This window comes from Thioclava electrotropha (genome assembly GCF_002085925.2).
GTDB classification, from domain to species: Bacteria; Pseudomonadota; Alphaproteobacteria; order Rhodobacterales; family Rhodobacteraceae; genus Thioclava; species Thioclava electrotropha.
This window is the reverse complement of record NZ_CP053562.1, coordinates 2,373,041-2,394,537: the sequence shown is the minus strand read 5'-3', so window position 1 is coordinate 2,394,537 and position 21,497 is coordinate 2,373,041. Positions and strand designations below refer to the sequence as shown.

At 65.3% G+C, this 21,497-nt stretch carries 20 protein-coding genes; 6 read left to right on the top strand and 14 right to left on the bottom strand.

The window, feature by feature from the left end; translation table 11 throughout:
• Positions 1–11: 11 nt before the first annotated feature.
• On the bottom strand, positions 12–479 hold the full coding sequence (locus AKL02_RS11410; RefSeq protein WP_075774978.1) for an Lrp/AsnC family transcriptional regulator: 468 nt from the start codon (positions 477–479) through the stop codon (positions 12–14).
• A 114-nt stretch (positions 480–593) separates the two neighbouring features.
• Here AKL02_RS11410 and putA point away from each other — a divergent pair, with 114 nt between their 5' ends.
• Complete coding sequence (putA, locus tag AKL02_RS11405) at positions 594–4,013, top strand: bifunctional proline dehydrogenase/L-glutamate gamma-semialdehyde dehydrogenase PutA (protein WP_083077202.1); 3,420 nt, start codon at positions 594–596, stop codon at positions 4,011–4,013.
• Positions 4,014–4,019: 6 nt separating this feature from the next.
• On the opposite strand, the gene modC is transcribed toward putA, so the two are convergent.
• The 7 genes from modC to AKL02_RS11370 form a co-directional block, all read right to left on the bottom strand.
• Positions 4,020–5,099, bottom strand: coding sequence for a molybdenum ABC transporter ATP-binding protein (gene modC, locus AKL02_RS11400; protein ID WP_083077561.1), 1,080 nt, complete (start codon positions 5,097–5,099; stop codon positions 4,020–4,022).
• Positions 5,096–5,791 (bottom strand): molybdate ABC transporter permease subunit, encoded by a 696-nt coding sequence (modB, locus tag AKL02_RS11395; RefSeq protein ID WP_083077200.1) that lies wholly within the window; start codon positions 5,789–5,791, stop codon positions 5,096–5,098. Before modB ends, modC begins: the two co-directional genes overlap by 4 nt.
• The gene (gene modA / locus AKL02_RS11390; RefSeq protein ID WP_083077197.1) at positions 5,788–6,537 is read right to left on the bottom strand and encodes a molybdate ABC transporter substrate-binding protein; all 750 of its coding nucleotides are present in this window, start codon (positions 6,535–6,537) and stop codon (positions 5,788–5,790) included. The genes modB and modA overlap by 4 nt, the downstream gene beginning before the upstream one ends.
• Positions 6,538–6,677: 140 nt before the next feature.
• Positions 6,678–7,778, bottom strand: a complete 1,101-nt coding sequence (locus AKL02_RS11385; RefSeq protein WP_083077194.1) for a c-type cytochrome — start codon at positions 7,776–7,778, stop codon at positions 6,678–6,680.
• Positions 7,775–9,055: a c-type cytochrome gene (locus AKL02_RS11380; RefSeq protein WP_165756953.1), complete on the bottom strand. Its 1,281-nt coding sequence runs from the start codon at positions 9,053–9,055 to the stop codon at positions 7,775–7,777. The genes AKL02_RS11385 and AKL02_RS11380 overlap by 4 nt, the downstream gene beginning before the upstream one ends.
• 16 nt (positions 9,056–9,071) lie before the next feature.
• Entirely contained in the window at positions 9,072–9,725 is a 654-nt protein-coding gene (locus AKL02_RS11375; RefSeq protein WP_078540647.1) for a cbb3-type cytochrome c oxidase subunit II, read from the bottom strand.
• On the bottom strand, positions 9,722–11,296 hold the full coding sequence (locus AKL02_RS11370) for a cbb3-type cytochrome c oxidase subunit I (RefSeq protein ID WP_232621603.1): 1,575 nt from the start codon (positions 11,294–11,296) through the stop codon (positions 9,722–9,724). The genes AKL02_RS11375 and AKL02_RS11370 overlap by 4 nt, the downstream gene beginning before the upstream one ends.
• 643 nt (positions 11,297–11,939) lie before the next feature.
• Between AKL02_RS11370 and AKL02_RS11365 the strand changes: the two genes are divergently transcribed.
• Complete coding sequence (locus AKL02_RS11365) at positions 11,940–12,269, top strand: YidH family protein (RefSeq protein WP_083077188.1); 330 nt, start codon at positions 11,940–11,942, stop codon at positions 12,267–12,269.
• 60 nt (positions 12,270–12,329) lie between these two features.
• A complete protein-coding gene (locus AKL02_RS11360) occupies positions 12,330–13,175 on the top strand; it encodes a fumarylacetoacetate hydrolase family protein (RefSeq protein ID WP_083077185.1) in 846 nt (281 codons plus the stop codon).
• A 61-nt stretch (positions 13,176–13,236) separates the two neighbouring features.
• Here the strand turns inward: AKL02_RS11360 and kdsA are convergent, their stop codons facing one another.
• Genes kdsA through AKL02_RS11345 form a run of 3 tightly spaced genes read right to left on the bottom strand, consistent with a single transcriptional unit; the run spans position 13,237 to position 16,559 of the window.
• Complete coding sequence (gene kdsA, locus AKL02_RS11355) at positions 13,237–14,070, bottom strand: 3-deoxy-8-phosphooctulonate synthase (RefSeq protein WP_083077183.1); 834 nt, start codon at positions 14,068–14,070, stop codon at positions 13,237–13,239.
• A gap of 37 nt (positions 14,071–14,107) precedes the next feature.
• The gene (locus AKL02_RS11350) at positions 14,108–15,922 is read right to left on the bottom strand and encodes a KpsE/RkpR family capsule polysaccharide export protein (protein WP_083077180.1); all 1,815 of its coding nucleotides are present in this window, start codon (positions 15,920–15,922) and stop codon (positions 14,108–14,110) included.
• Positions 15,906–16,559, bottom strand: coding sequence for an ABC transporter ATP-binding protein (locus AKL02_RS11345; RefSeq protein WP_078540654.1), 654 nt, complete (start codon positions 16,557–16,559; stop codon positions 15,906–15,908). Before AKL02_RS11345 ends, AKL02_RS11350 begins: the two co-directional genes overlap by 17 nt.
• Positions 16,560–16,714: 155 nt before the next feature.
• Between AKL02_RS11345 and AKL02_RS11340 the strand changes: the two genes are divergently transcribed.
• Both AKL02_RS11340 and AKL02_RS11335 read left to right on the top strand, forming a co-directional pair.
• Positions 16,715–17,296 carry a uracil-DNA glycosylase family protein gene (locus tag AKL02_RS11340; RefSeq protein ID WP_083077177.1) on the top strand — a complete coding sequence of 194 codons (582 nt, stop codon included), beginning with the start codon at positions 16,715–16,717 and terminating at the stop codon, positions 17,294–17,296.
• Positions 17,293–18,093 carry an SseB family protein gene (locus AKL02_RS11335; protein ID WP_083077173.1) on the top strand — a complete coding sequence of 267 codons (801 nt, stop codon included), beginning with the start codon at positions 17,293–17,295 and terminating at the stop codon, positions 18,091–18,093. Before AKL02_RS11340 ends, AKL02_RS11335 begins: the two co-directional genes overlap by 4 nt.
• A gap of 21 nt (positions 18,094–18,114) precedes the next feature.
• Here the strand turns inward: AKL02_RS11335 and AKL02_RS11330 are convergent, their stop codons facing one another.
• Both AKL02_RS11330 and AKL02_RS11325 read right to left on the bottom strand, forming a co-directional pair.
• Positions 18,115–19,023: a formate/nitrite transporter family protein gene (locus tag AKL02_RS11330; protein WP_083077171.1), complete on the bottom strand. Its 909-nt coding sequence runs from the start codon at positions 19,021–19,023 to the stop codon at positions 18,115–18,117.
• A gap of 51 nt (positions 19,024–19,074) precedes the next feature.
• Positions 19,075–20,049, bottom strand: a complete 975-nt coding sequence (locus AKL02_RS11325; protein ID WP_083077168.1) for a Gfo/Idh/MocA family protein — start codon at positions 20,047–20,049, stop codon at positions 19,075–19,077.
• Between the two features lie 124 nt (positions 20,050–20,173).
• Between AKL02_RS11325 and AKL02_RS11320 the strand changes: the two genes are divergently transcribed.
• The gene (locus AKL02_RS11320; RefSeq protein WP_133051939.1) at positions 20,174–20,401 is read left to right on the top strand and encodes a hypothetical protein; all 228 of its coding nucleotides are present in this window, start codon (positions 20,174–20,176) and stop codon (positions 20,399–20,401) included.
• A 79-nt stretch (positions 20,402–20,480) separates the two neighbouring features.
• Here the strand turns inward: AKL02_RS11320 and rpoH are convergent, their stop codons facing one another.
• On the bottom strand, positions 20,481–21,380 hold the full coding sequence (rpoH, locus tag AKL02_RS11315) for an RNA polymerase sigma factor RpoH (protein ID WP_078520844.1): 900 nt from the start codon (positions 21,378–21,380) through the stop codon (positions 20,481–20,483).
• Positions 21,381–21,497 lie beyond the last annotated feature (117 nt).

Genomic DNA, 21,497 nt, shown 5'->3' with positions numbered 1-21,497 from the left:
AGCTTAGTCCCTCACTCCAGCGGCGGCGCGCTCGCCTCCACAACGGTCTCCATCGCGACATAGCTCGACGACGAATGGACATGGGGCAGGGTGGACAGCTCCTCCGACATGATCCGCCGGTAATCGGCCATGTCGCGGGCGCGGATCTTCACCAGATAGTCGAAACCGCCCGCGATCATGTAGCACTCTTCGACCTCGGGGATCGCGCGCACCGCAGCGTTGAACGCCTTCAGCGCGGTCTCGCGCGTATCGCTCAATTTCAGCTCGATATAGGTCACGTGGGTCAGCCCCAGCTTGATCGGCGAGATCATCGCCCGGTAGCCTTTGATGAGGCCGGTTTCCTCCATCTGGCGGATGCGCGCGGCTACCGGCGTCTTCGACAAGCCGACCCTGCGCGCTATCTCAGCCACGGGGAGGCGTGCATCGGCGATAAGCTCGTTGAGGATTCGCCTGTCGATCGCATCGATCTCTTCACTCATGGGCTGCGGAGTCTCCAAAAATAAGTCTTAGAGACCATCGCTTAGCAAATCTTTGAGCCAATCGCCTAGGGGAAATCGCATAATATCGGACAATCAGATTTAAGGGAGGATCGCATGGGCGACACGTTCGATCAGTTCACAACGCAGGCGAAATTCGCCGATGAAGCCGCACTTCTGGAGCGCCTGAAGGGCCAAGCCGAACTGAGCGAGAGTGATCGCACGCAGATCTCTGCCCGCGCGGCAAAGCTCGTGCGCCGTATCCGGACCGAAGCCAAACCGACGCTGATGGAGCATTTCCTCGCGGAATACGGTCTGTCGACGCAGGAAGGCGTGGCGCTGATGTGTCTGGCCGAGGCGATGCTGCGCGTGCCCGATGCCGAGACGATCGATGCGCTGATCGAAGACAAGATCGCACCGTCGGACTGGGGCAAGCATATGGGCACGGCGTCGTCCTCGATGGTCAACGCCTCGACCTGGGCGCTGATGCTGACGGGCCGCGTGCTCGAAGACGAAAAGCCCGGCATGGCAGGCGTGTTGCGCGGTGCCGTGCGCCGTCTGGGCGAGCCGGTGATCCGCGCCGCCGTCAGCCGCGCGATGAAGGAGATGGGCCGCCAGTTCGTCCTCGGCGAAACGATCAAGGACGCACTGGGCCGTGCCAAGAAGCTCGAAGATCGCGGCTATACCTACAGCTACGACATGCTGGGCGAGGCCGCCCGCACCGCGCGCGACGCCAAGCGCTACGCGAAGGATTATGCCGACGCAATCGCCGCCATCGCGAAGGTCTGCAAGGACCGCCCCGTGGCCGAAAACCCCGGCATCTCGGTGAAGCTCTCGGCGCTGCATCCGCGCTACGAGGTCGCCAAGGAAGAGCGCGCCATGGCCGAGATCGTGCCGGTGCTCAAGGATCTGGCGAAGGCCGCGAAGGCCGGGAATATGGGCCTCAATATCGACGCCGAAGAGCAGGACCGTCTGGTGATCTCGCTCAAGATCATCAAGGAGGTTCTGTCGGACCCCGAGCTTGCCGGCTGGGACGGGTTCGGCGTGGTCGTGCAGGCTTACGGCAAACGCGCGAGCCTCGTGATCGACTGGCTGGGCGCGCTGGCGGAAAAGCTCGACCGCAAGATCATGGTGCGTCTGGTGAAGGGCGCCTATTGGGACACCGAGATGAAGCTGGCGCAGGTCGAAGGCCTGCCGGACTTCCCGCTGTTCACCACGAAGGCGGCGACCGATGTCAGCTACCTCGCCAATGCGCGCAAGCTGTTCAGCTACACCGACCGCATCTATCCGCAATTCGCGACCCATAACGCCCATTCGGTCGCGGCGATCCTCGAGATGGCCGAGGGCCGTCCCTACGAGTTCCAGCGCCTGCATGGCATGGGCGAGCGTCTGCACGAGATCGTCCACCGCGAGGAAGGCACCCGCTGCCGCATCTACGCCCCCGTCGGCGCGCATCGCGATCTGCTGGCCTATCTGGTGCGTCGCCTGCTGGAGAACGGTGCGAACTCCTCCTTCGTGCACCAGATCGTCGATGAGGACGTGGCCCCCGAGACCATCGCGGAAGACCCGTTCGTGCAGCTTGCGAATGCCGAGCGTTCGGCGATGCTCAAGCTCCCCTCGGAGGTGTTCGCCGAGTCCCGCGAGAATTCCATGGGCTTCGATCTGACCGACGAGGGCACGCTGGCGCGCATCGACGCGGCCCGCAATGTCGCGATCCCGGATGCGGGACCCCTTGTGGCGGGCGAGGCGACCGGCGAGGCCGTGGCCGTCATCAACCCCTCGACCGGCGAAGAAGTGGCCCGCGTCACCGAGGCCGACGAGGCCTGTGTCGCAGCCGCCATCGACGCCGCGCGTCCTTGGACTGCGCCTGTTTCCGAGCGCGCCGCCGTTTTGCGTCGCGTGGCGGAGCTTTACGAGGAAAACTTCGGACCCTTCTTCGCGGTGCTCGCGAAAGAGGCTGGCAAGAGCCAGCTCGACTCCGTGGGCGAACTGCGCGAGGCGGTCGACTTCCTGCACTACTACTCCGCGCAGGCCGAAGAGAGCGACCCGACCGCGCGCGGTATCTTTGCGGCGATCAGCCCGTGGAACTTCCCGCTGGCAATCTTCACCGGGCAGATCTCGGCCGCGCTGGCTGCCGGCAATGGCGTGATAGCGAAACCGGCCGAGCAGACGCCGCTCGTCGCCGCGATCGCCGTGCGCCTGATGCATGAGGCGGGTGTGCCGCGCGACGTGCTGCAACTGCTTCCCGGTCAGGGCGAGACGGTGGGCGCGGCCCTGTCGTCCAACCCGAAGATCGCGGGCATCGCCTTCACCGGCTCGACCGAGACGGCGAAGATGATCCGCCGGTCGATGGCCGACAATCTCGATCCGACCGCGCCGCTGATTGCGGAAACCGGTGGTCTAAACGCGATGATCGTGGACTCCACCGCGCTGCCCGAACAGGCCACGCGCGACATCATCGCCTCGGCCTTCCAGTCGGCGGGTCAACGCTGCTCGGCGCTGCGCTGCCTCTATGTGCAGGAAGACGTGGCCGAGGGTCTGATCTCGATGATCAAAGGGGCGATGGACGAGCTGTCGCTGGGCGATCCGTGGTATCTGTCGACCGATGTCGGCCCGGTGATCGACGGCGAGGCGCAGGAAGACATCGCTGCCTATATCGCGACTGCCGAGAAAGAGGGCCGCGTGCTGCACAAGCTCGACGCGCCGTCCAAGGGGCATTTCATCGCGCCGACGCTGGTGAAAGTTTCGGGTATCGAGGCGCTGGAGCGTGAGGTCTTCGGCCCGGTTCTGCATATCGCGACTTATCGCGCCGAGGATATCGAGAAGGTCTTCGCCGCGATCAACGCCACCGGTTACGGACTGACCGCCGGTCTGCACAGCCGGATCGACAACCGCGTGCAGGAGGTCTCGGACGCGCTGCATGTCGGCAACCTTTACGTCAACCGCAACCAGATCGGCGCGGTTGTGGGCTCGCAGCCCTTCGGCGGTGAAGGTTTGTCGGGCACGGGGCCGAAAGCGGGCGGTCCGCTGTATCTCACGCGCTTCGCGATGGCGCCCGAGGCGTCGTCGAAGAATGGTGAGTGGGGCCACAAGGCCGATCTCGATGCGCTGCGCAAGAAGCTCGCGAAAGCGGCGGCGAAGGCCGAGGCGAGCGAGCCGTTCGAAGCGCTCGAACTGCCGGGCCCGACGGGCGAGGCGAACACGCTGCGCCGCTATCCGCGCGGGCCGATCCTGTGCCTCGGGCCGGGCGAGGCTGCGCAGGTCGCGCAGATCAAGGCGGTCGAGAAGCTGGGCGGCGTAGCCGTCGGTGCCGATGGCAAGATCGCCCCGGAAGTCCTTGAAACGCTTGAGGATATCGCGGGCGCCATCTGGTGGGGCCACGACACGCGCGCGCTCGTCAAGGCGCTTGCCAAGCGCGAAGGCCCGATCCTGACTCTGACCACCGGCGCGGTGCGGAAGGCCGATGTCCTGCACGAGCGGCATCTGTGCGTCGACACTACCGCGGCGGGCGGCAACGCGGCGCTGCTGGCGGGGTAAGCCCCGCTAGCCCACATCCTCGGAGGCCACCGACATCGCCTTGATGATCGCGTGGCACGCCATCCCCTCGGTCAGGCGAAGTGCCTCGACCGAGCGGGTGGTGAGCCGGGCCAGCAGATGCTCGTCGCCCATCTTCAGGCGGGCGTAGACGCTGGGGGGGGCTGCGGGACGCAGCTCCGCGACCGTGACGGGCAGGATGTTGAGCGCGGAGAGGCCCTCGGGCCGTCCAACCGCCAGCGTCACGTCGCCCGCATGGATGCGCAGCCGCAGCGATTGGCCGGGCTGGCCTGCCGGATAAGGCAGCAGCACCGGCCCGCCTGCGGTCTCGATCCGGGCCAGCCCATCGGCCTCCTGCGCCATGACACGCCCCGAGATCACTGCGCCCGCTTCGCGCTGCCCAAGCGCGGGGGCGAGCGTCGGATCGGACAGGATCTCGCGCGCCGGGCCGAAGCCGCGCAGGCGTCCGGTCTCGATCAGCGCGATCGAGGTCGCAAGCCGCGCGACCTCGGCGGGGGCGTGGCTCACATAGAGAATGGGTAGTTTAACTTCGTCCCGTAACCGCTCGATATAAGGAAGAATTTCCGCCTTCCGCGCGGCATCTAGCGCGGCGAGCGGCTCGTCCATCAGAAGCATGCGCGGGTTCGACAGGATCGCACGACCGAGCGCCACACGGCTCTTCTCGCCGCCCGAAAGTGCGGCCGGACGGCGGTCCAACAGCGCGCCGAGACCGAGTATGTCGATGATGCGGTCGAACTCCGGCGCGGTCTTGGATGAGTTGAAGCGCTGTCCGTAGAGCAGGTTCGATTTCACGCTGAGATGCGGGAACAGCCGTGCGTCCTGAAAGACATAGCCGATGCGGCGCTTGTGGGGCGGCAGGCAGATCCCGGCCTCGGTATCGAGCAGCACCTCGCCATTCACCACGATCCGCCCCCGGTCGGGACGCAGCAGCCCTGCGACCGCGTTCACCACCGTCGTCTTGCCCGCGCCGGACGGGCCAAACAGCGCGGTCACGCCTTCGGGCGCGGTGAAATCGACGTCCAGATCGAGCGCGGGCAGGCGATGGCTGAGCGAGATTTCCAGCATCAGGTCTGCCCCGCGATCCGCGCCGCGATCCGTCGCGCCAGCCACTCGGAAACCATCAGCGCGCCAAGCGCGAGCGTGACCGAGATCACCACAAGCCGCGCGGCCTCTGCCTCGCCGCCCGGCACCTGCAATTGCGAATAGATCGCGAGCGGCAGGGTCTGGGTCTGGCCGGGGATGTTCGACACAAAGGTAATTGTCGCGCCGAATTCGCCCATCGCTTTGGCGAAGGCGGTAATGCTGCCCGCGAGGATGCCGGGCAGGATTAGGGGCAGGGTGATCGTTGCGAAACTGGCGATGCGCGAAGCCCCGAGGGTGGATGCCGCCTGTTCAAGCTTCGGGTCCACCGCCTCGATCGCGAGCCGGATCGCGCGCACCATCAGCGGAAAGGCCATGATCCCGGCGGCCAGCGCCGCCCCGCGCCACGAGAAGGCGACCGTGATTCCGATCTTCGCCAGTGCCGCCCCGATCACTCCGTTCGGGGCGAAGCCGATCAGCAGCAGGTAGCCGGTGACGACGGGCGGCAGGATCAGCGGGAGATGCACCAGCCCGTTGACGAGGCTGCGCCCGGGAAAGTGCCAGCGGGCCAGCGCGTAGGCCACGAACAGGCCCGGCGGCAGCGACAACAGGGTCGCCCAGCCCGCCACTTTCAGCGACAGGACAACCGCTTGCCAGTCGGAGGGCGACAGCCAGCTCATTTCAGCGTCTCGAAGCCTTGCTCGTGGAAGATTTTCGCTGTGGCATCCGATTTTAGCTCGGCATAGAAGCTTTTAGCCGCGTCGCTATCGGTGAGGCGGGCCGCGGGGTAGCGGATCGGCGGGTGACTGTCCGCAGGGAAGGTGGCCACGACATGCACGCGCGGCTCGGCCACGGCATCGGTCGCGTAGGTGATGCCGTAAGGCGCAGCGCCAAGCGCCACCATCGCGAGCGTCGCGCGCACGTTATCGGCCTGCGCGACCTCGGGCTCCACCTTGGTCCAGAGGCCGTAATGCTCCAGCGCCGCCTTGCCGTATTGCCCCGCAGGCACCGCGTTCACCAGCGACATTGCGAGCTTGCCGCCCTGCAGGAGCGCTTTGATGTCCAGATCGGCCGAGATTGTTACCGGCGCGGCCTTCGGGTCATGGGCAATCAGGACGAGGTGGTTGGCCAGCAAGTCCTCTTTCGTCTCGATGCGGCCCGTCTTCGCGACCGTCTCCATCCAGCCCGGATTGGCGGAGATATAGATGTCGACCGGTGCCCCGGCGGAGATCTGACGGGCCAGCGCGCCCGAGCCCGCGTAGGAGATATGCGCCACATCGCCGGTCTTGGCTTCCCACGCCTGTGCCACCTGATCGAGCGCGGTCTTCATCGAGGCAGCGGCGAAGATCGTGACGTCCTCGGCGCGGGCGGGCAGCGCGAGGGTCGCCGGGATCAGCGCAAGGGCAAGGATGCGGGGCAGGGACATGGGGCCTCCTTCGATATGTTCCGCTATACATATTGCAGCGCAAGCCGCCAAAGGCAAGCGCGCGAAGGGCCGATTGGGGCGCAAAAAAATGGGCCGACGCATCGCTGCGCCGGCCTGTTCGGGTCGTCTAAGGGAAAGGCTTAGCCGCCCGAGTTTTCGTTTTGCGCGGGCACGGAGGCCTGTTCGCCGGAAGAATAGCCCGGCCCCATCAGCTCTCCATCGACTTCCTTGCCGTAGAAGCCCTGGTGCTTGTGGTGCCATTTGTCGAAAGCGTCCTTCACCGTCACGTCGCCGATCTGGCGCGGGTCGTTCGGGCGCGGATGGCTGTCGACGAAGGCGGCGACGTCCCAGGCTTCCTGCACGCTGAGCTTGTTGGGCTCCGACAGCGGCATGTTGTGCTTGATGAAGGCAGCGGCGGCGTCGACCTTGTGCATGCCAGCCCCCCAGTTGAAGCTGTGCGGCCCCCAGAGCGGCGGGAAGACGACCTTGCCGTTGATGTCCTTCTGGCCCTGACCGTCGGCGCCGTGGCAGACCGCGCAGTTTTGAGCGAAGACCTCTTCGCCGCGCTGGCGCGAGGGCTCTTGCGCGGGCTTGTCGATCTTGCCGAAGCCTGCGCCTTCCGGTTTCTCGCCCGTGGGCAGCCCCTTGGACATCCAGAAGAAATAGGCCTGCAGGTCGCGATAGACATCCGAGCCATAGGGCGGCGGGCCACCCGAGGGCGAGCCTTGCGCGTTCATCGAATAGGTGAAGCAGCCCTTGATGCGGTCCTCCATGGTATTCACCATTTTGTTCTTGCCGCGATATTTCGGATAGACCGGGTAGGCGGCCCACATCGGCGCGGAATAGGCCTGACGGCCCGCATCGAGGTGGCAGTTCGAACAGGACAGATCGTTGCCAACATAGTCGTGGGCGTTGGTGCCGGTATCGTTGAAGATCGCCATGCCGCGGCGCACCGATTTGCCGAAATCGTCATCGGGGATGGTGCTTTCCGCAGGCGGCTGGAACAGCGCGGCCTGCTTGCCGTCGCCGCCGCTTTGCGCCGCGGCGGTCTCGGCTTCGCTCTGATCGCGGGTGGCGCCGGTCAGCCAGCTGGGGGCGAGGCCGAAATCGACGAGGAGCGAGCCCAGCACGACCAGCACGAGGCCGCCGCCCACTGCGAGGATCGCCCGCAGCACGGTTTGCCCGCGGGAGGATTTGGTCTCTCCGCGCGGAGGAATATCGGACGGGTGCTTGTTACTCATTGATCCACTCCTTCACGGACCGGGATGTTGCTCTCCATCGCGGCCAGTTCGGTTTTGTCCATCGCCGGCATCGGCGCGAGCGAGGCGAGGTAATCGGCCACGGCGCGGCGATCGGAGTCGTTCAGCGCCTTGCCGATCCCCGCCATCAGGCCGAGCGGCGAGTTATGGCGCGCGCCGCCCGCCCACATCGCGAGCTGATGCGCGACGTAGCTGGGCTGTTGCGCGGCGATCCCGGGGAAGTTCGGCGCGACGCCGACGCCGGAGGGCCCGTGACAGGTGAAGCAGGCCGGAACGCCGATCGACCAGTCGCCCTGTTTGGCGAGCTGCGCGCCGCGCTTGAGATCGCCCTGCAGCGCAGGTTTCGCGCCCGAGGGGCTGCTCATGCTCGCGTAGTAATTGGCCAGCTCGCCGATCTCGCGATCGCTGAGACCCTTGGCGACATAGGCCATCGAGTCGTTGAACCGGGTGCCTCTCTGGAAGTCATGCAGCTGCTTGGCGAGATAGGGGGCCGGAAGGCCCGCCAGACGCGGCACGGTCTCGATGCCCTCGCCTTTGTCGCCGTGGCAGCTTGCGCAGGCCCAGACGGTGTCGGTGCCCTGACCCACAAGCTGGGCGACACGCTCGGAATCGGCGCCCTGATCGGCCGCTTCGGAGTTCGGCTGCGCGGGCAGGTCGTTGATCAGCCCGGCAAGCCCGGCCCCGCCATCGAACGGGTCCTTGTCACCGGCGACCTTGCGGATATCGGCGACCTCGGGGGCGCTGATCGTCTTGGCGTCGTCATTGAGCCCGGTCGCGACATAGGACGCGATTTCGGAGATTTCGGTGTCGCTGAGAACCGAGCCGAAGGCGGGCATCTGGCCCTCATAGCCGTCGCCATTGACGTTGAGCTTGCCTCCGATGCCGCGCATCCCGATATGGGTCACGGCTTTCGCGCCGCCCAGCTTCACGACATCCGAGCCGTGCAGCGGAGGGAAGGCGCCGGCCACGCCTTCGCCCGCGTCGCCGTGGCAGGTGGCGCAATTGTCGGCGAACAGCGTCTTGCCCGCGTCCAGATCGGGCGCGGCGGCCTGAGCGAGTTTGGTGCTATCCTCCTTCGCCACCTCTTCTTGCGTCTTGTCGGCAACCTGAACGGCGGTGCTGGTCTGGACCAGCATGATCACCCCCCAGATCGCGAGGGCAATCGCGATTGAGTAGACGGGCCACGGGATGCGGCGGGTTTCCTCGAACGGCTCGAAGTTTTCGTCGGGACGCCGGGGATCGGGTTTCTTATCGGTCATTCTTGTCTCCCTGGTCTCAGTTCGAGGCCGTGGTGGCATCGGTCGCGTCGCGTTGCTTCTCGGCGATCAGCGCGTAGCCGTTGTCGCGCAGGCCGTCCTTCGGCGGGGCGTATTGGCGCTTCATACCCTGCAGATAGGTCACGAGGTCGAGCGCATCCTGCTTGGCCACGATCACACCGGATTTCGGCGCGTATTGCGCGGGCAGCTTGACCACCACATCGTCGGGCCCGGCCTTGTCCTTATGCTCGAAGAGGTAGGGATAGGCGGGCATGATCGACCAGCTCGCGATGGCGCGGGGCTGGTAGAGGTGGGTCAGCTGCCAGGCCTGCGAGGGCAGGCGGTCGCCGATATCCATCAGGTCCGGCCCGGTGCGCATCGTGCCCAGCTGGTGGGGGTCGTCATAGGCATAGTCGCCCGCGACCGAGGCCCGGCCCCAGCCACGTTCGGCATCGGGGGCCTGCGCCAGCGAGCGCGGCTGCTGCGAGTGGCAGTAGAGGCAGCCCATCGAGACATAGACGGCACGTCCGCGCGCCTCGGCCTCGGTGTAGGGTTTGAGCCCCTGCGACGGGCCTTGCGCGCTGATCTGCATGCCCGGCGCGATCACCAGGAACAGGGTCGCGAGCGCTAGGATCGCCAGCGCCGTGATTGCGAGAGGAAGATAGCGGTTCATTCTGCAGCCACCATGTTTTCGGTTTCGGTCTCACGGGTCTTCTTGGCGAAGCCGATTGCGATGAGGTTGATCGCCAGCAGCACGTGGCCCAGCGTCATCAGCCCGCCGCCGAGCGAGCGGCCTTCGAGATAGGGCTTGAGCAGGATCACGCTGTCGGCGAAGGGCTTGGTCGCATCGAGCTGGGCGAGGCCCTGCAGGATGCCGCCGATGGTCAGCGAGAAGAAGTAGACGGCAAAGCCGATCACGTTCAGCCAGAAGTGCCATGCGATCATGCGCGGGAAGGGCCAGTATTTGCCCGTTGCGCGCGGCACGATCTGGTAGATCGCGCCCATCAGCACCAGCGACACGAAGGCATAGGCGCCCAGGTGTGCGTGCGCCACCGTGTAATGGGTGAAGTGGGTGATCGTGTTGACCGAGCGCAGCGCCTCGATCGAGCCCTGGAACGAGGCCAGCGTGTACATCACCGCCCCGAAGGAGATGAAGCGCAGCGGCATCGACTCCTTGAGCGCCCAGAGGTTGCTCGCCACCGTGACGTGCTGGTTGATCGCCACCGCGATGACGGGGACGAACATCATCACCGAATGCACGACCGAAAGCGTCACCAGCCAGGTGGGGACGGGGCCGCCGATCAGGTGGTGGATGCCGACCTGGCTGTAGAACAGCGCCAGCGCCCAGAAGCCCACCAGCGACAGTGCGTAGGAATAGACCGGTTTGCCGATGATTTTCGGGATAAAGTAATAGGCCGTGCCAACGCCCAGCGGCGTCAGCCACAGGCCCAGCACGTTGTGGGCATACCACCAGTTCATCGTGGCCTGCTCGACGCCGTGATGGACGCCGGGGATGTTGGCGACGATGAAGAGCACCGGGAACCACAGCACGCCCGCGAGGAAGTACCAGCCCGAGACATAGATGTGATGGACGTTGCGGTTCTTCGCGGTCGCGATCAGCGGGGCCACGAAGCACGCCGCGCCGGCGGCGAGGATGATGTCGATCTGCCACGGGATCTCGAGCCATTCGAGACCGTCGGTCCAGCCGTTCGCGATGGCCAGAACGCCCGCCGCGAGACCGATATTCCACAGCACGATGCCGAGTTTCAGCAGGCCCGTCATACGCAGGTTGGTGCGGAAGATGCGCGGGATGATCCAGCACACGGCCGCAAGCCCGCCCTGGCTCGCCCAGCCATAGGCGACCGAGTTCAGGTGGACCGTGCGCATCCGCCCGAAGGTCATCTGCGCGGTCCCCGACATCAGGTCGGGCAGGTGGAGTTCGAGCGAGGCGGCCAGCCCGTGCAGCGAGCCGTAGATCAGCCAGAACACCGCCGCCGCGATGAGCCACATCACGACGCTGGAGGAATTCGCGTCGATGCCGCTGCGGGCGGTGTCGAAATGGTGGGGCTTGTCGGGATAGTCGATATCCGCGCCCTCGCCGGGCTCGAAAATGGTCCGCGCGTCATCGGCGTCTGGCGTGTGGACCTGCTTGTTCGCGATCGCCCAGATCAGGATCGTCAACGCCAGAAGCGAGATGACGAAGCTGAGCGCGAGCAGCAGGCCGAGCGTTTCGGTGATTTGCATAGGCTGGCTCCGGTGTCAGACTTGACCCGGGCCGAGCCGGTGCGACGCGTGGATGCTCGTCACTGTTCCATTCTCCCTTTAGCCCGGTTGGTCGGTTTGTTTTCACGTCTCTTTCACGAACAATGCACGGCGGAGTGACCGGTTCCCAAACATTCAGATATGTGCAGATGTCGGGCGCTCCGACCCCCGCTCAGGGACGATCACGACCATGTGGCGCGGGGCCTTATGTTCGCGAACGCTAAGGATGGTGCAGTCACGGGGGCGCGACCACCTCACCTCACGCGATGATGAATTTGGTTGAACTAGGCCCGCGCCGCGCCGTCCTGCGCGGAAAGCGCGCGCGCCGGGCGCGGCTTGTTTTACTAGCGAAAATGGCATCGTGAGATGCTCGCGAGGCGCTCCCGGAGCGCTGATCGCGGCAACGAACGCGTGATCCGTGCCTCACGTTTGCCGTGAGACGGGTTGAAGCGTGGGCCAAAGTTCCAAGAGGGCCGGGTGGTGCGCTGATTTCGGAGCCGAGGACCCGGGCGGGGAACCGGGCGGGGCCTCAGCGCGATTCTGGTGCAGGAACGGCGAGGCGGGTAGCTTCTCGGGGATGCCTGCGACGCGCCGCGAACGATGCAATTGAAAGGCAGGGACGACAGTGGCTGCGAAGGAGAATTTCAAGGATCACGCCGCGAATGAGCGGACCTTTCTGGCCTGGCTGCGCACGGCCATCGCGATCGTCGGCGTCGGGCTGACGGCTGCCAAGCTGACCCGGGCGGATATTCCCGGCTGGTCCGATCTCGCGATGGTGCTGAGCGGCGGGGTGGTGGTGATCCTCGCCTTCGTGCGGATGCGGATGCTGCGCGCCCTGATCGACTCCGACGAACCGCCGGACGAAAAAGGCACCAACTGGCCCGATCTGCTGCTCTTCGCGCTGGTGATCGCGCTCATGGTTCTGCTCGGGATTTTCATCCTGCATGTCCGCTGACGCCCTTGCATCTTCGCCGCGGCACGGGCTTGATGCCGCCAAAATGAAGGAGGACATCACATGAAACTTCTGCGTCATGGGCTGATCGGGGCCGAGAAGCCGGGGCTGATGGACGATCAGGGCGTGATCCGCGATCTGTCGGGGCAGGTGGCCGATATCGGGGGCGCGGTGCTCTCGGATGACGGGCTGGCCGCGATCGGCTCGCTCGATGCGTCGGAGCTGCCCGTCGTGCCCGAAGGCACGCGTCTGGGCGCGCCGGTGGCCGGGATCGGCAAGATGATCTGCATCGGGTTGAACTATGCCGATCACGCGGCAGAATCCGGCGCGCAGGTGCCGCCCGAGCCGCTGATCTTCATGAAGGCCACCTCCGCGATCCAAGGGCCGAACGATCCGATCGTGCTGCCGCGCGGCTCCGAGCAGACCGACTGGGAGGTCGAGCTGGGCATCGTGATCGGCAAGCCCGCGAAATACGTCTCGGAAGAGGATGCGATGGATTACGTCGCGGGGTTCGTGCTCGCCAATGACGTCTCCGAGCGCAGCTATCAGAAGGATCGCGCGGGCCAGTGGACCAAGGGCAAGAGTTGCGACAGCTTCGGCCCGCTCGGCCCGTATCTGGTGACGCGCGACGCGGTAGCCGACCCGCAGAAGCTGGCGATGAAGCTGAGCGTGAATGGCGAGGTGATGCAGAACGGCTCGACCGAGACGATGGTCTTCGGGGTGAAGACGCTGGTGAGCTATCTGTCGCAGTTCATGACGCTGCATCCGGGCGACGTGATCTCGACCGGCACCCCTCCGGGCGTCGCGATGGGGATGGAGACGCCGCGCTTCCTGCGTCCGGGCGACGTGGTGGAGCTGGAGATCGAAGGTCTAGGCAAGCAGCGCGCCGAGGTCGTCGCCGACGCCTGATCCGACCGCAAAGAACAGGGCAGGGCGCGCGGGTCTCTCGCGCGCCCTTTTCCATGGGCGCTTACAGCCGGATCGGGTCGTCCTTGGCGATCCGGTCGAACTCCATCAGGGTCTGCACCAGCTTCGGCATCTGGTTCAGCGGGATCATGTTCGGCCCGTCCGACGGCGCGGTGTCGGGCGCTTCATGAGTTTCGATGAACACCCCCGCAATCCCGAGGCTGACAGCGGCCCGCGCCATCACCGGCGCGAATTCGCGCTGACCGCCCGAGGAGCCGCCCTGACCGCCGGGCTGTTGCACAGAATGAGTGGCGTCCATGATCACCGGGTAGCCGGTCTTGGCCATCTCGGGCAGGCCGCGCATATCGGCGACCAGCGTGTTGTAGCCAAACGACGTGCCGCGCTCGGTCAGCAGGATGTTTTCGTTGCCCGTCGAGGCAACCTTGTCGGCCACGTTCGGCATGTCCCACGGCGCGAGGAATTGGCCCTTCTTGATGTTCACCACGCAGCCGGTGTCGCCCGCCGCCAGCAGCAGATCGGTCTGGCGGCACAGGAAGGCCGGGATCTGGATCACGTCGACCACGGCGCCCGCGATGCGGGCCTGCTCGGCGTCGTGGATGTCGGTCAGCACCGGGCAGCCGATCTCGGCGCGCACCTCTTCGAGGATCTTCAGACCCGCCTCGATGCCGAGGCCGCGCTTGCCTTTGAGGCTGGTGCGGTTGGCCTTGTCGTAGCTGGCCTTGAAGATGAACTGCGCACCGGCCTGATCGCAGGCGCGGGCCATTTCCTTCGCGATCATCATCGCATGGTCGCGGCTTTCCAGCTGGCAGGGCCCCGCGATCACCGTCAGCGGGCGGTCGTTCGAGACGGTCAGCCCGCCGATTTTCACGTCTTTCATATCTCTCTCCGCAGCCTCGTGACGGGCCGCTCAGGGATCAGCTCGAGACCTGCTCGCGCAGGACCGAAGCTGTGAGCGACAGCATCAGATAGATGCCCGAGAAGATCAGGAAAGCCAACAGCGTGTTCTCGAAAGCGCGCGGATAGGTGGGCTCGTCCGGGGCGACGGGGCGCACGCCCATCTCCAGATAGCGCACCTGCTTGTTGGCCTCGATCCGGGCGGTTTCCATCTGCTGGGCGGCCGCCGACAGCAGCATCTGCCGGGTCTGCAACTCGCCCTGAGCGATCTGCAGCTGGCCGGTGACGGCAGCAAGCGACTCGCCCCCCGTGGACTGCCGCGCGGTCGTCAGCTGGCCGCGCGTGGTGTCGAGAAGCGCCTGAATGCGCTTGATGTCGCCCTGCACGCCCGCGACCCGCGCCTGATTGGGCCGCGGATTGTCGAGCAGCTGTCCCAGTTCGAGACGTTTCTGCTGCAACTGGTTTTCGAGATTGGCGACCTGACCCATCACCATCGAATTTTCGCTAACGGGATCGAGCACGCCGACCTTTTCCTGCAGCTGCTGCACCTTGGATTGTGCCGCGAAGACCTTGGCCTCGGCATCCTCATAGCTTTCGCGCGCGCCCTTCATCTGGTCGTCGCGCAGCCGCGAGGTCAGCTGGTCCACCTGCTGTTCGGCATAGGAGATCAGCGACTCGGAGAATTTCTGCGATTTCGCCGGATCGGGGGCGACCACTTCCATCTTCACGATGCCCTCGGAGGGGTCGTAGCCGATCTGCACCATCTTGGAATAGAGCCGGTAGGCCTGCTCGTCGGTCGCGTTTTCCGGCAGCCGCTGCAGCGGGTCTATGCTCTGATCCTCGAAGATCTGCTTGAACCCCTGATCGCGGTCGAGCCGCTTCATCGCGTCGCGCGATTGCAGATAGGACTGCACCGTGACCGAGTCCTGATTGGTGGCGAGCTGCGTGCCCGAAAACAGCGAGCCCAGCCCGGAATTGCCCATCCCTTCGGCTTTCTGGATCACGAAGGCCGATTTCGTCGCATACATCGGCGTGGCCATCGCGAAGTAGTAATAGGCGGCCATCAGCGTCGGCAGCACCACGAAGAAGCCCAGCCGCGCGCCCAGCAGCATCAGCTTGCGGCGGCGGCGTTTGGCGATATCGCGTTGGATGCGCAGGATCTCGGCGGCGCGGCGATCCGCGTTCATCACCTCGGTGGAGGGGACCTGACCCTGCTTGATCGTCTGCGGCAGGTTCACGCGGGTATCGGCGCCCGGCCCGTCGGTGCGCGCCAGCGCCCGCGAGGTCGCTTCCGCCTCGCCGGGTTTCACCAGCGCCACGATATTCGAGCGGTCGAACGGGTCGATCCCGCGGCGGCGCAGAAGCAGCACGGCCTCGAAATCGGAACTGGCCTGAACGCCGTGTTTCTGTGCCATGCGGCGCGCGAGGCGCAACTGGCGGCCGGTCAGCCCCTCGGCGCGGATCGCGTCGATTTCTTCCTCGGGGGTGCGCTGGCCCGCGTCGATCACCTCGGAGTCGGTCTGTCCTGCGGTCGGGAATTTCTGATCACCGAACCCGTCATCCTGCGGCTCGAACAGGTTGGACGGATCGTCCGGCTGGCGCTGCGGGTGCGGCTTGCGCTGCCGTTGCGGCTGCGGCGTCTCCGCGGAGGGCGCGCTTTGCGCAGCGGAGGCCGCCGAGGCGTTGGAAGCGCGCGGCGTGGCCGCCTCGGAGGCGGCGTAGCCCGCGCCCGATTGCAGCGGCATGGCGCCCAGTTGCAGCGAGCCATCGCTCCCCGTGATCACCGGACCATCGCGGCGGATACGGAATTTCGGGGCCTTAGGACTGGTAGTCATACAACCGCTTCGCTTCTTCCAGAGTGTCGAACTGATAAAGTTGCCCGTCGCGCAGCACCGCCGCGCGATTGCAGAATTTCTCGATCGTGGCGGGCTGGTGCGAGACTACGACCACGGTGGAATCGCGCAGCCGGTCGCGCAGGATCGAGCCTGCCTTGCGGTTGAACTCCACATCGGTGGTCGAGGGCATCCCCTCGTCGATCAGGTAAATGTCGAATTCCAGCGCCAGAAGCAGGGAAAACGTGAACCGCGCGCGCATCCCGGAACTGTAAGTGCCCACGGGCTGGTCGAAATATTCCGCGATGCCGGTCAGCCAGCGCGAGAAGGCTTCGACATAGTCCGGGTCGAGCCCGTAGAGCCGCGCGATGAAGCGGGCGTTTTCGCGCGCCGAGTGTTTCGAGACGACGCCGCCCATGAAGCCCAGCGGAAACGAGACCCGACTGGTGCGGCGAATGTCGCCCTCGTCAGGCTTTTCGAGCCCCGCCATCATGTTGATGATCGTGGTCTTGCCGGTGCCGTTGGGCGCGAGAATGCCGAGGCTATGGCCTAATTCCACACGAAAGCTGGCGCGTTCGAGGATCACCTTGCGCTGCTTACCGGTCCAGAAGGATTTGGAGACGTTCTCGAATACGATCATAAGCTCTCGGTCCGGGTCTCCAATTATACGCGCCTCACCACTAAATCACGGGGGGCGCAGGCTGAGAACCCACCTAACCTTGGATTTGGGCAGGATTATGTTCACTTGGAGGAGGGTTATGCAACGAGGAACACATTGACACCAGAGAAGAAACTATGACCCGACCGGTGCAAGAGGAGATCCGCGCCTGCCGCATCTGCGCGGCGCGGTTCCGTGCGACGGCCACGGGGCATTCTCCACGTCCTGTCGCGTGGTTCGGCGCGGGGGCGCGGGTGCTGATCGTGGGACAGGCGCCGGGGCTGCGGGTGCATGAGACGGGCGTGCCGTTCAACGACCGCTCGGGGGACCGTCTGCGCGACTGGATGGGCGTGGACCGCGAGACCTTCTACGACACGGCCCGCATCGCGATCGCGCCGATGGCATTCTGCTTTCCGGGCTATGACGCGAAGGGCTCGGACCTGCCGCCGCCTTTGATCTGCGCCGAGACGTGGCGCGAGCGTGTCATGGCCGAGATCGGCCCGGTCGATCTGACGCTTCTGGTGGGCGGTGCCGCGCAGCGCTGGCATCTGGGCACGCGCAACGTGACCCAGACCGTGATGGGGTGGCGAGACCACGCGCCGCGCCTCTTCCCCTTGCCTCATCCGTCCTGGCGCAATACGGGATGGCTGAAGAAAAACCCGTGGTTCGAGGCCGACCTGCTGCCGGTCCTGCGCGCGCGGGTGAAGGAGCTGACATGACCCCCTATGACCGCGCCCATGCCGCGATGGAAGCCGAACCCGACAATGAGGCCAAGCGCCTCGCCGTGTTCGACCGTCTCGCCGATGCCGAGCTTTTCCTGCTTCTCGAGGAAGAACCCGAGGACGAAAACATCAAGCCGCAGGTGTTCTCCACCGAAGAGGGCGACTTCGTCCTCGTCTTCGACACCGAGGATCGTCTGGGAGAGTTCGCCGATGGCCCGCAGCCCTATGCCGCGCTGCCGGGCCGGGTGATCGCGCAGCATCTGGTGGGCGAGAATATCGGGCTGGGCGTCAATCTTGCGGTGGCGGACTCGGCGATGCTTCTGCCGCCCGAGGCGCTCGACTGGCTGACCGAGACGCTCGCGCATACGCCGTCCGAGGCGCAGGGCCGTCCGGTGGAGTTCACCGCTCCGGGCCTGTCGCCCGCGGTGATCGCGCTGCTGCTGCCCGCCTTCGAGGCAAAGCTGCATCAGCTTGCCGGCATCGCGCAGGCCGCCGTGCTGGGGGGCGTGACCTATGAGGATGGCCACCGGGGCCATGTGCTGGCGGTGATCGGCGCGCATGAGCATTTCCGCGCCGGGATCGCCAAGGCGATGGGCGAGGCGCTGACTTTCTCGGGGCTGGATGCGGGCGAGCTGGACGTGACCTTCCTCGAGCCCGAGGAAAAGGCCGCGCAGCTTTTGCTGGACAAGGGGCTCGTGCTGCATGTGCCCGAGCCGGAAGAGGACGAGGTGCAGGAGATCGTCCCCGGTTCCGCCCCCGGCATGGACCCGAGCAAGCCGCCGAAGCTGCGCTAAGGCGCATCCGGCGGCGTTCGCTTATCGGTCGGATGCGGTCTCCGCCTCGTCCTGTTCGCCCGTCACCTCGTTCTTCACCTGACCCCATGTGAGCAGCGTGAAGACCGCCGTGCCGCCCGCGACATTGCCCGCCAGCACCGGCAGGAAGAACCGGCTGAACGCCTCGGCAAGGCTCATCTGGCCTGCCCAGACCAGCAGCCCCGCCTCGACCGAGCCCGCGATGACGTGGGCCGAGCCCGAGGCGGCGAGCAGCCATGTCATCGCGAGGATCACGAGGAAAGAGCTGCCCTGCGCGGCGGGCATGATCCACACAACGGCGGCAATGATGATCCCCGCAGGCATCGCGCGGTAGAAATTCTGCCCCATATCGCCATCGGTCGCGTGACGCGCCACCGCAAGCAGGCTGTCGGTCATCTCGTCGGGGATGACATGCGGGATGCTCAGGAAGCCCGAGGCGATCGCGCAGCCCAGCACGTTGGAGGCGAGCACGATCGCCCAGAGCCGCAGCATTTTCAGCAGGCAGGTCAGCGAGCGGTCCGCTACCACGGGCAGCACGGTCGTGATCGTGTTCTCGGTAAACAGCTGCATCCGCCCGAAGATCACCACCATGAACCCGGCCGAATAGCCAAGCGACTCGACCAGTATCCGCCAATCCTCGTCAGGCAGACGGGCATGCAGGCTCGCCTGCGCGATGACCGAGAGGCTGATGAGGATGCCAGCGGCGAGACCCGACCACACGAGCGAGATCAGCGGGCGGTTCAGCTCCTCGTCGCCGTCATGGCGGATCACGGCATAGATCAGCCGCGCCGAGAGGCGCGACGCCTGCATCACCGAGCGCTTTTCATGCCTTTCGCGCACGGCATTCGAGGCTTTCGCGCTCTCGTCGTCGGACTGGTTCTGATCGTTACTTTGGGAACTATGTGATTTCATTCATCCTGAACACCGTCAGGCGTTCTTTGTTCCCGAGGCGCGGTTGTCTCGTCACGACGCGCTGGCGAACACCTTGTCGATCATCGCCTGCGTGCCGCGCGCGTCCTCGAGCGTCCACATATAGGGGGCGCCCTCGGTGATATGGCGCACGAAGGCCTCCACCTGGATCACATATTGATTCACGCCCGGGTAGCGGACAACCTCGTCCGGTTTGCCCTTCCGGATCAGGGTGACTTCCGCCTGATCGAAGACATTCGCGTTGAACGGGCAGGTGAGGCGGATCAGACCCTCGGAGCCCTGAAACACCGCCTCCTGACGCGGGTGCAGCCGGGTCGAGGTCATCGCGCCATAGGTGAAGCGGCCCTTGTCGGAGATCATTTCGCCGGTGACCTGTGCGAAGGTGTCGACATCGTTCTCGCGGTGGATGATTGCGCGCAGATCGCCCGGCTCGGCGCGCGCAGCGAAGCGCACGCAGGAATAGGCATAGACGCCGATATCGGGGATCGAGCCGCCGCCCATCTCCGGCTTGTTGCGGATATTGGTGGGGTCGGGGTTGTTGAAGGTGAAGGCCACATCGGCGTGACGCAGCTCGCCGATCGCGCCCGCATCGAGCCAGTCGCGCACCTGCTGCCATTGCGGGTGATGCACGATCATATAGGCTTCGGTCGCGAACTTGCCGGCCGCGTCGCGCGCTGCGATCAGCCCGTCGATCTCCTCGGCCTTCATCGAGATCGGCTTTTCCGTCAGCACATGCTTGCCTGCCGCCAGGGCCTTCTTCGTCCATTCGACATGGAGGGTGTTGGGCAGTGGGATATAGACCACGTCGATCTCGGGGTCGGCGAGCAGCGCGTCATAGCTGTCATGGACTTTAAGATCGGGCGCGAAGGCCTTGAACGGATTGGATTTTTCGGGGCTCGACGTCGCAAGCGCCGCCAGCCGCGCGCCTTCAGCCGCGTGGATCGCCCGGCCCATATGCTCGCGCGCGAATTTCGCAGCTCCCAGAATGCCCCAGTTCAAAACGGTCATGTGATAGCCTCCCTTTCTCGCCGCGATGGTAGCGCAATCAGGACGGGGTGCAACGGGGGTGCGTTGACCGGGTGTCGCGCATCGCTAGGCTGGGTCGAAACGGAGGGGGGCGCCGGAGATGCGGGTGATCACTATGCTTCTCAGCTTTGCGCTGACGCTTGCCTTCGGCTATGCTTATTACGCGCAATATTTTCGCTGGCGGGGCTGCTTCAACGAAATGGGGCGCTGCTTCGATCCGGTGGAGGGCGTAGTCTATCATGCGCAATCCGGCGCGGTCTGGCTTGCTCTCGCCTGCGTAGCCTTCGCCATTTTCCTGTACCAGTTGCGGCACATGCCGCGGGCGCGGCGATAGCGACAGGCGCTGCGCAAAGAAAATCGCCGCCCCCAGTTGGGAACGGCGAGATACTTCGACACTCGTTACCGATCGCGCGTCAGTCGGGCACGTTCATACCTTTTTCGCGTGCCAATTCGGTCATGCGCTTTTGCAGCTTCTCAAAGGCGCGGACCTCGATCTGGCGGATACGCTCGCGCGAGACGTCATAGACGCCCGAAAGCTCCTCCAGCGTGACCGGGTCGTCGCGCAGGCGGCGCTGCATCAGGATGTCCTTCTCGCGATCGTTGAGGACATCCATCGCGTCCATCAGCATCTCGCGGCGGGCTTCCATCTCTTCGGTCTCGGCATAGGCCTCGGCCTGATCGGCATCCTCGTCTTCGAGCCAATCCTGCCACTGCGCGGCCCCGCCTTCGTCACCGGCGCCGATCTGCGCGTTCAGCGAAGCGTCCGAGCCCGACATGCGCCGGTTCATCGAGATCACTTCTTCCTCGGTCACGTTCAGATCGGTCGCGATCTGCTTGACGTTCTCGGGGCGCATATCGCCGTCTTCATAGGCGCCGATCTTGGACTTCGCCTTGCGCAGGTTGAAGAACAGCTTCTTCTGCGCCGAGGTGGTGCCCAGTTTCACGAGGCTCCACGAGCGCAGGATGTATTCCTGAATCGCGGCGCGGATCCACCACATCGCGTAGGTCGCGAGGCGGAAACCCTTCTCGGGATCGAAGCGCTTAACGGCCTGCATCAGACCGACATTGGCCTCCGAGATCACCTCGGCCTGCGGCAGGCCATAGCCGCGATAGCCCATCGCGATCTTCGCGGCGAGACGCAGGTGCGAGGTCACCATCTGGTGCGCGGCCTCGGTATCCTGATGATCGGCCCAACGCTTGGCCAGCATGTATTCTTGTTCCGGCTCCAGAAGCGGGAACTTCCGGATTTCCTGAAGATAGCGGTTCAGCCCCTGCTCAGGACTCGGGGCCGGAAGGTTTGTATAGCTCGTCATCGTCTCCCATGTCTCCCTTTTGGCGGCTGCTCAATATGGGGATATCTCCCCGTTCTTTCAAGAAACGCAGGGCAGTGGCGATTGGTTCACCGAAAGCCGCCCTGACGCAGTCGCATA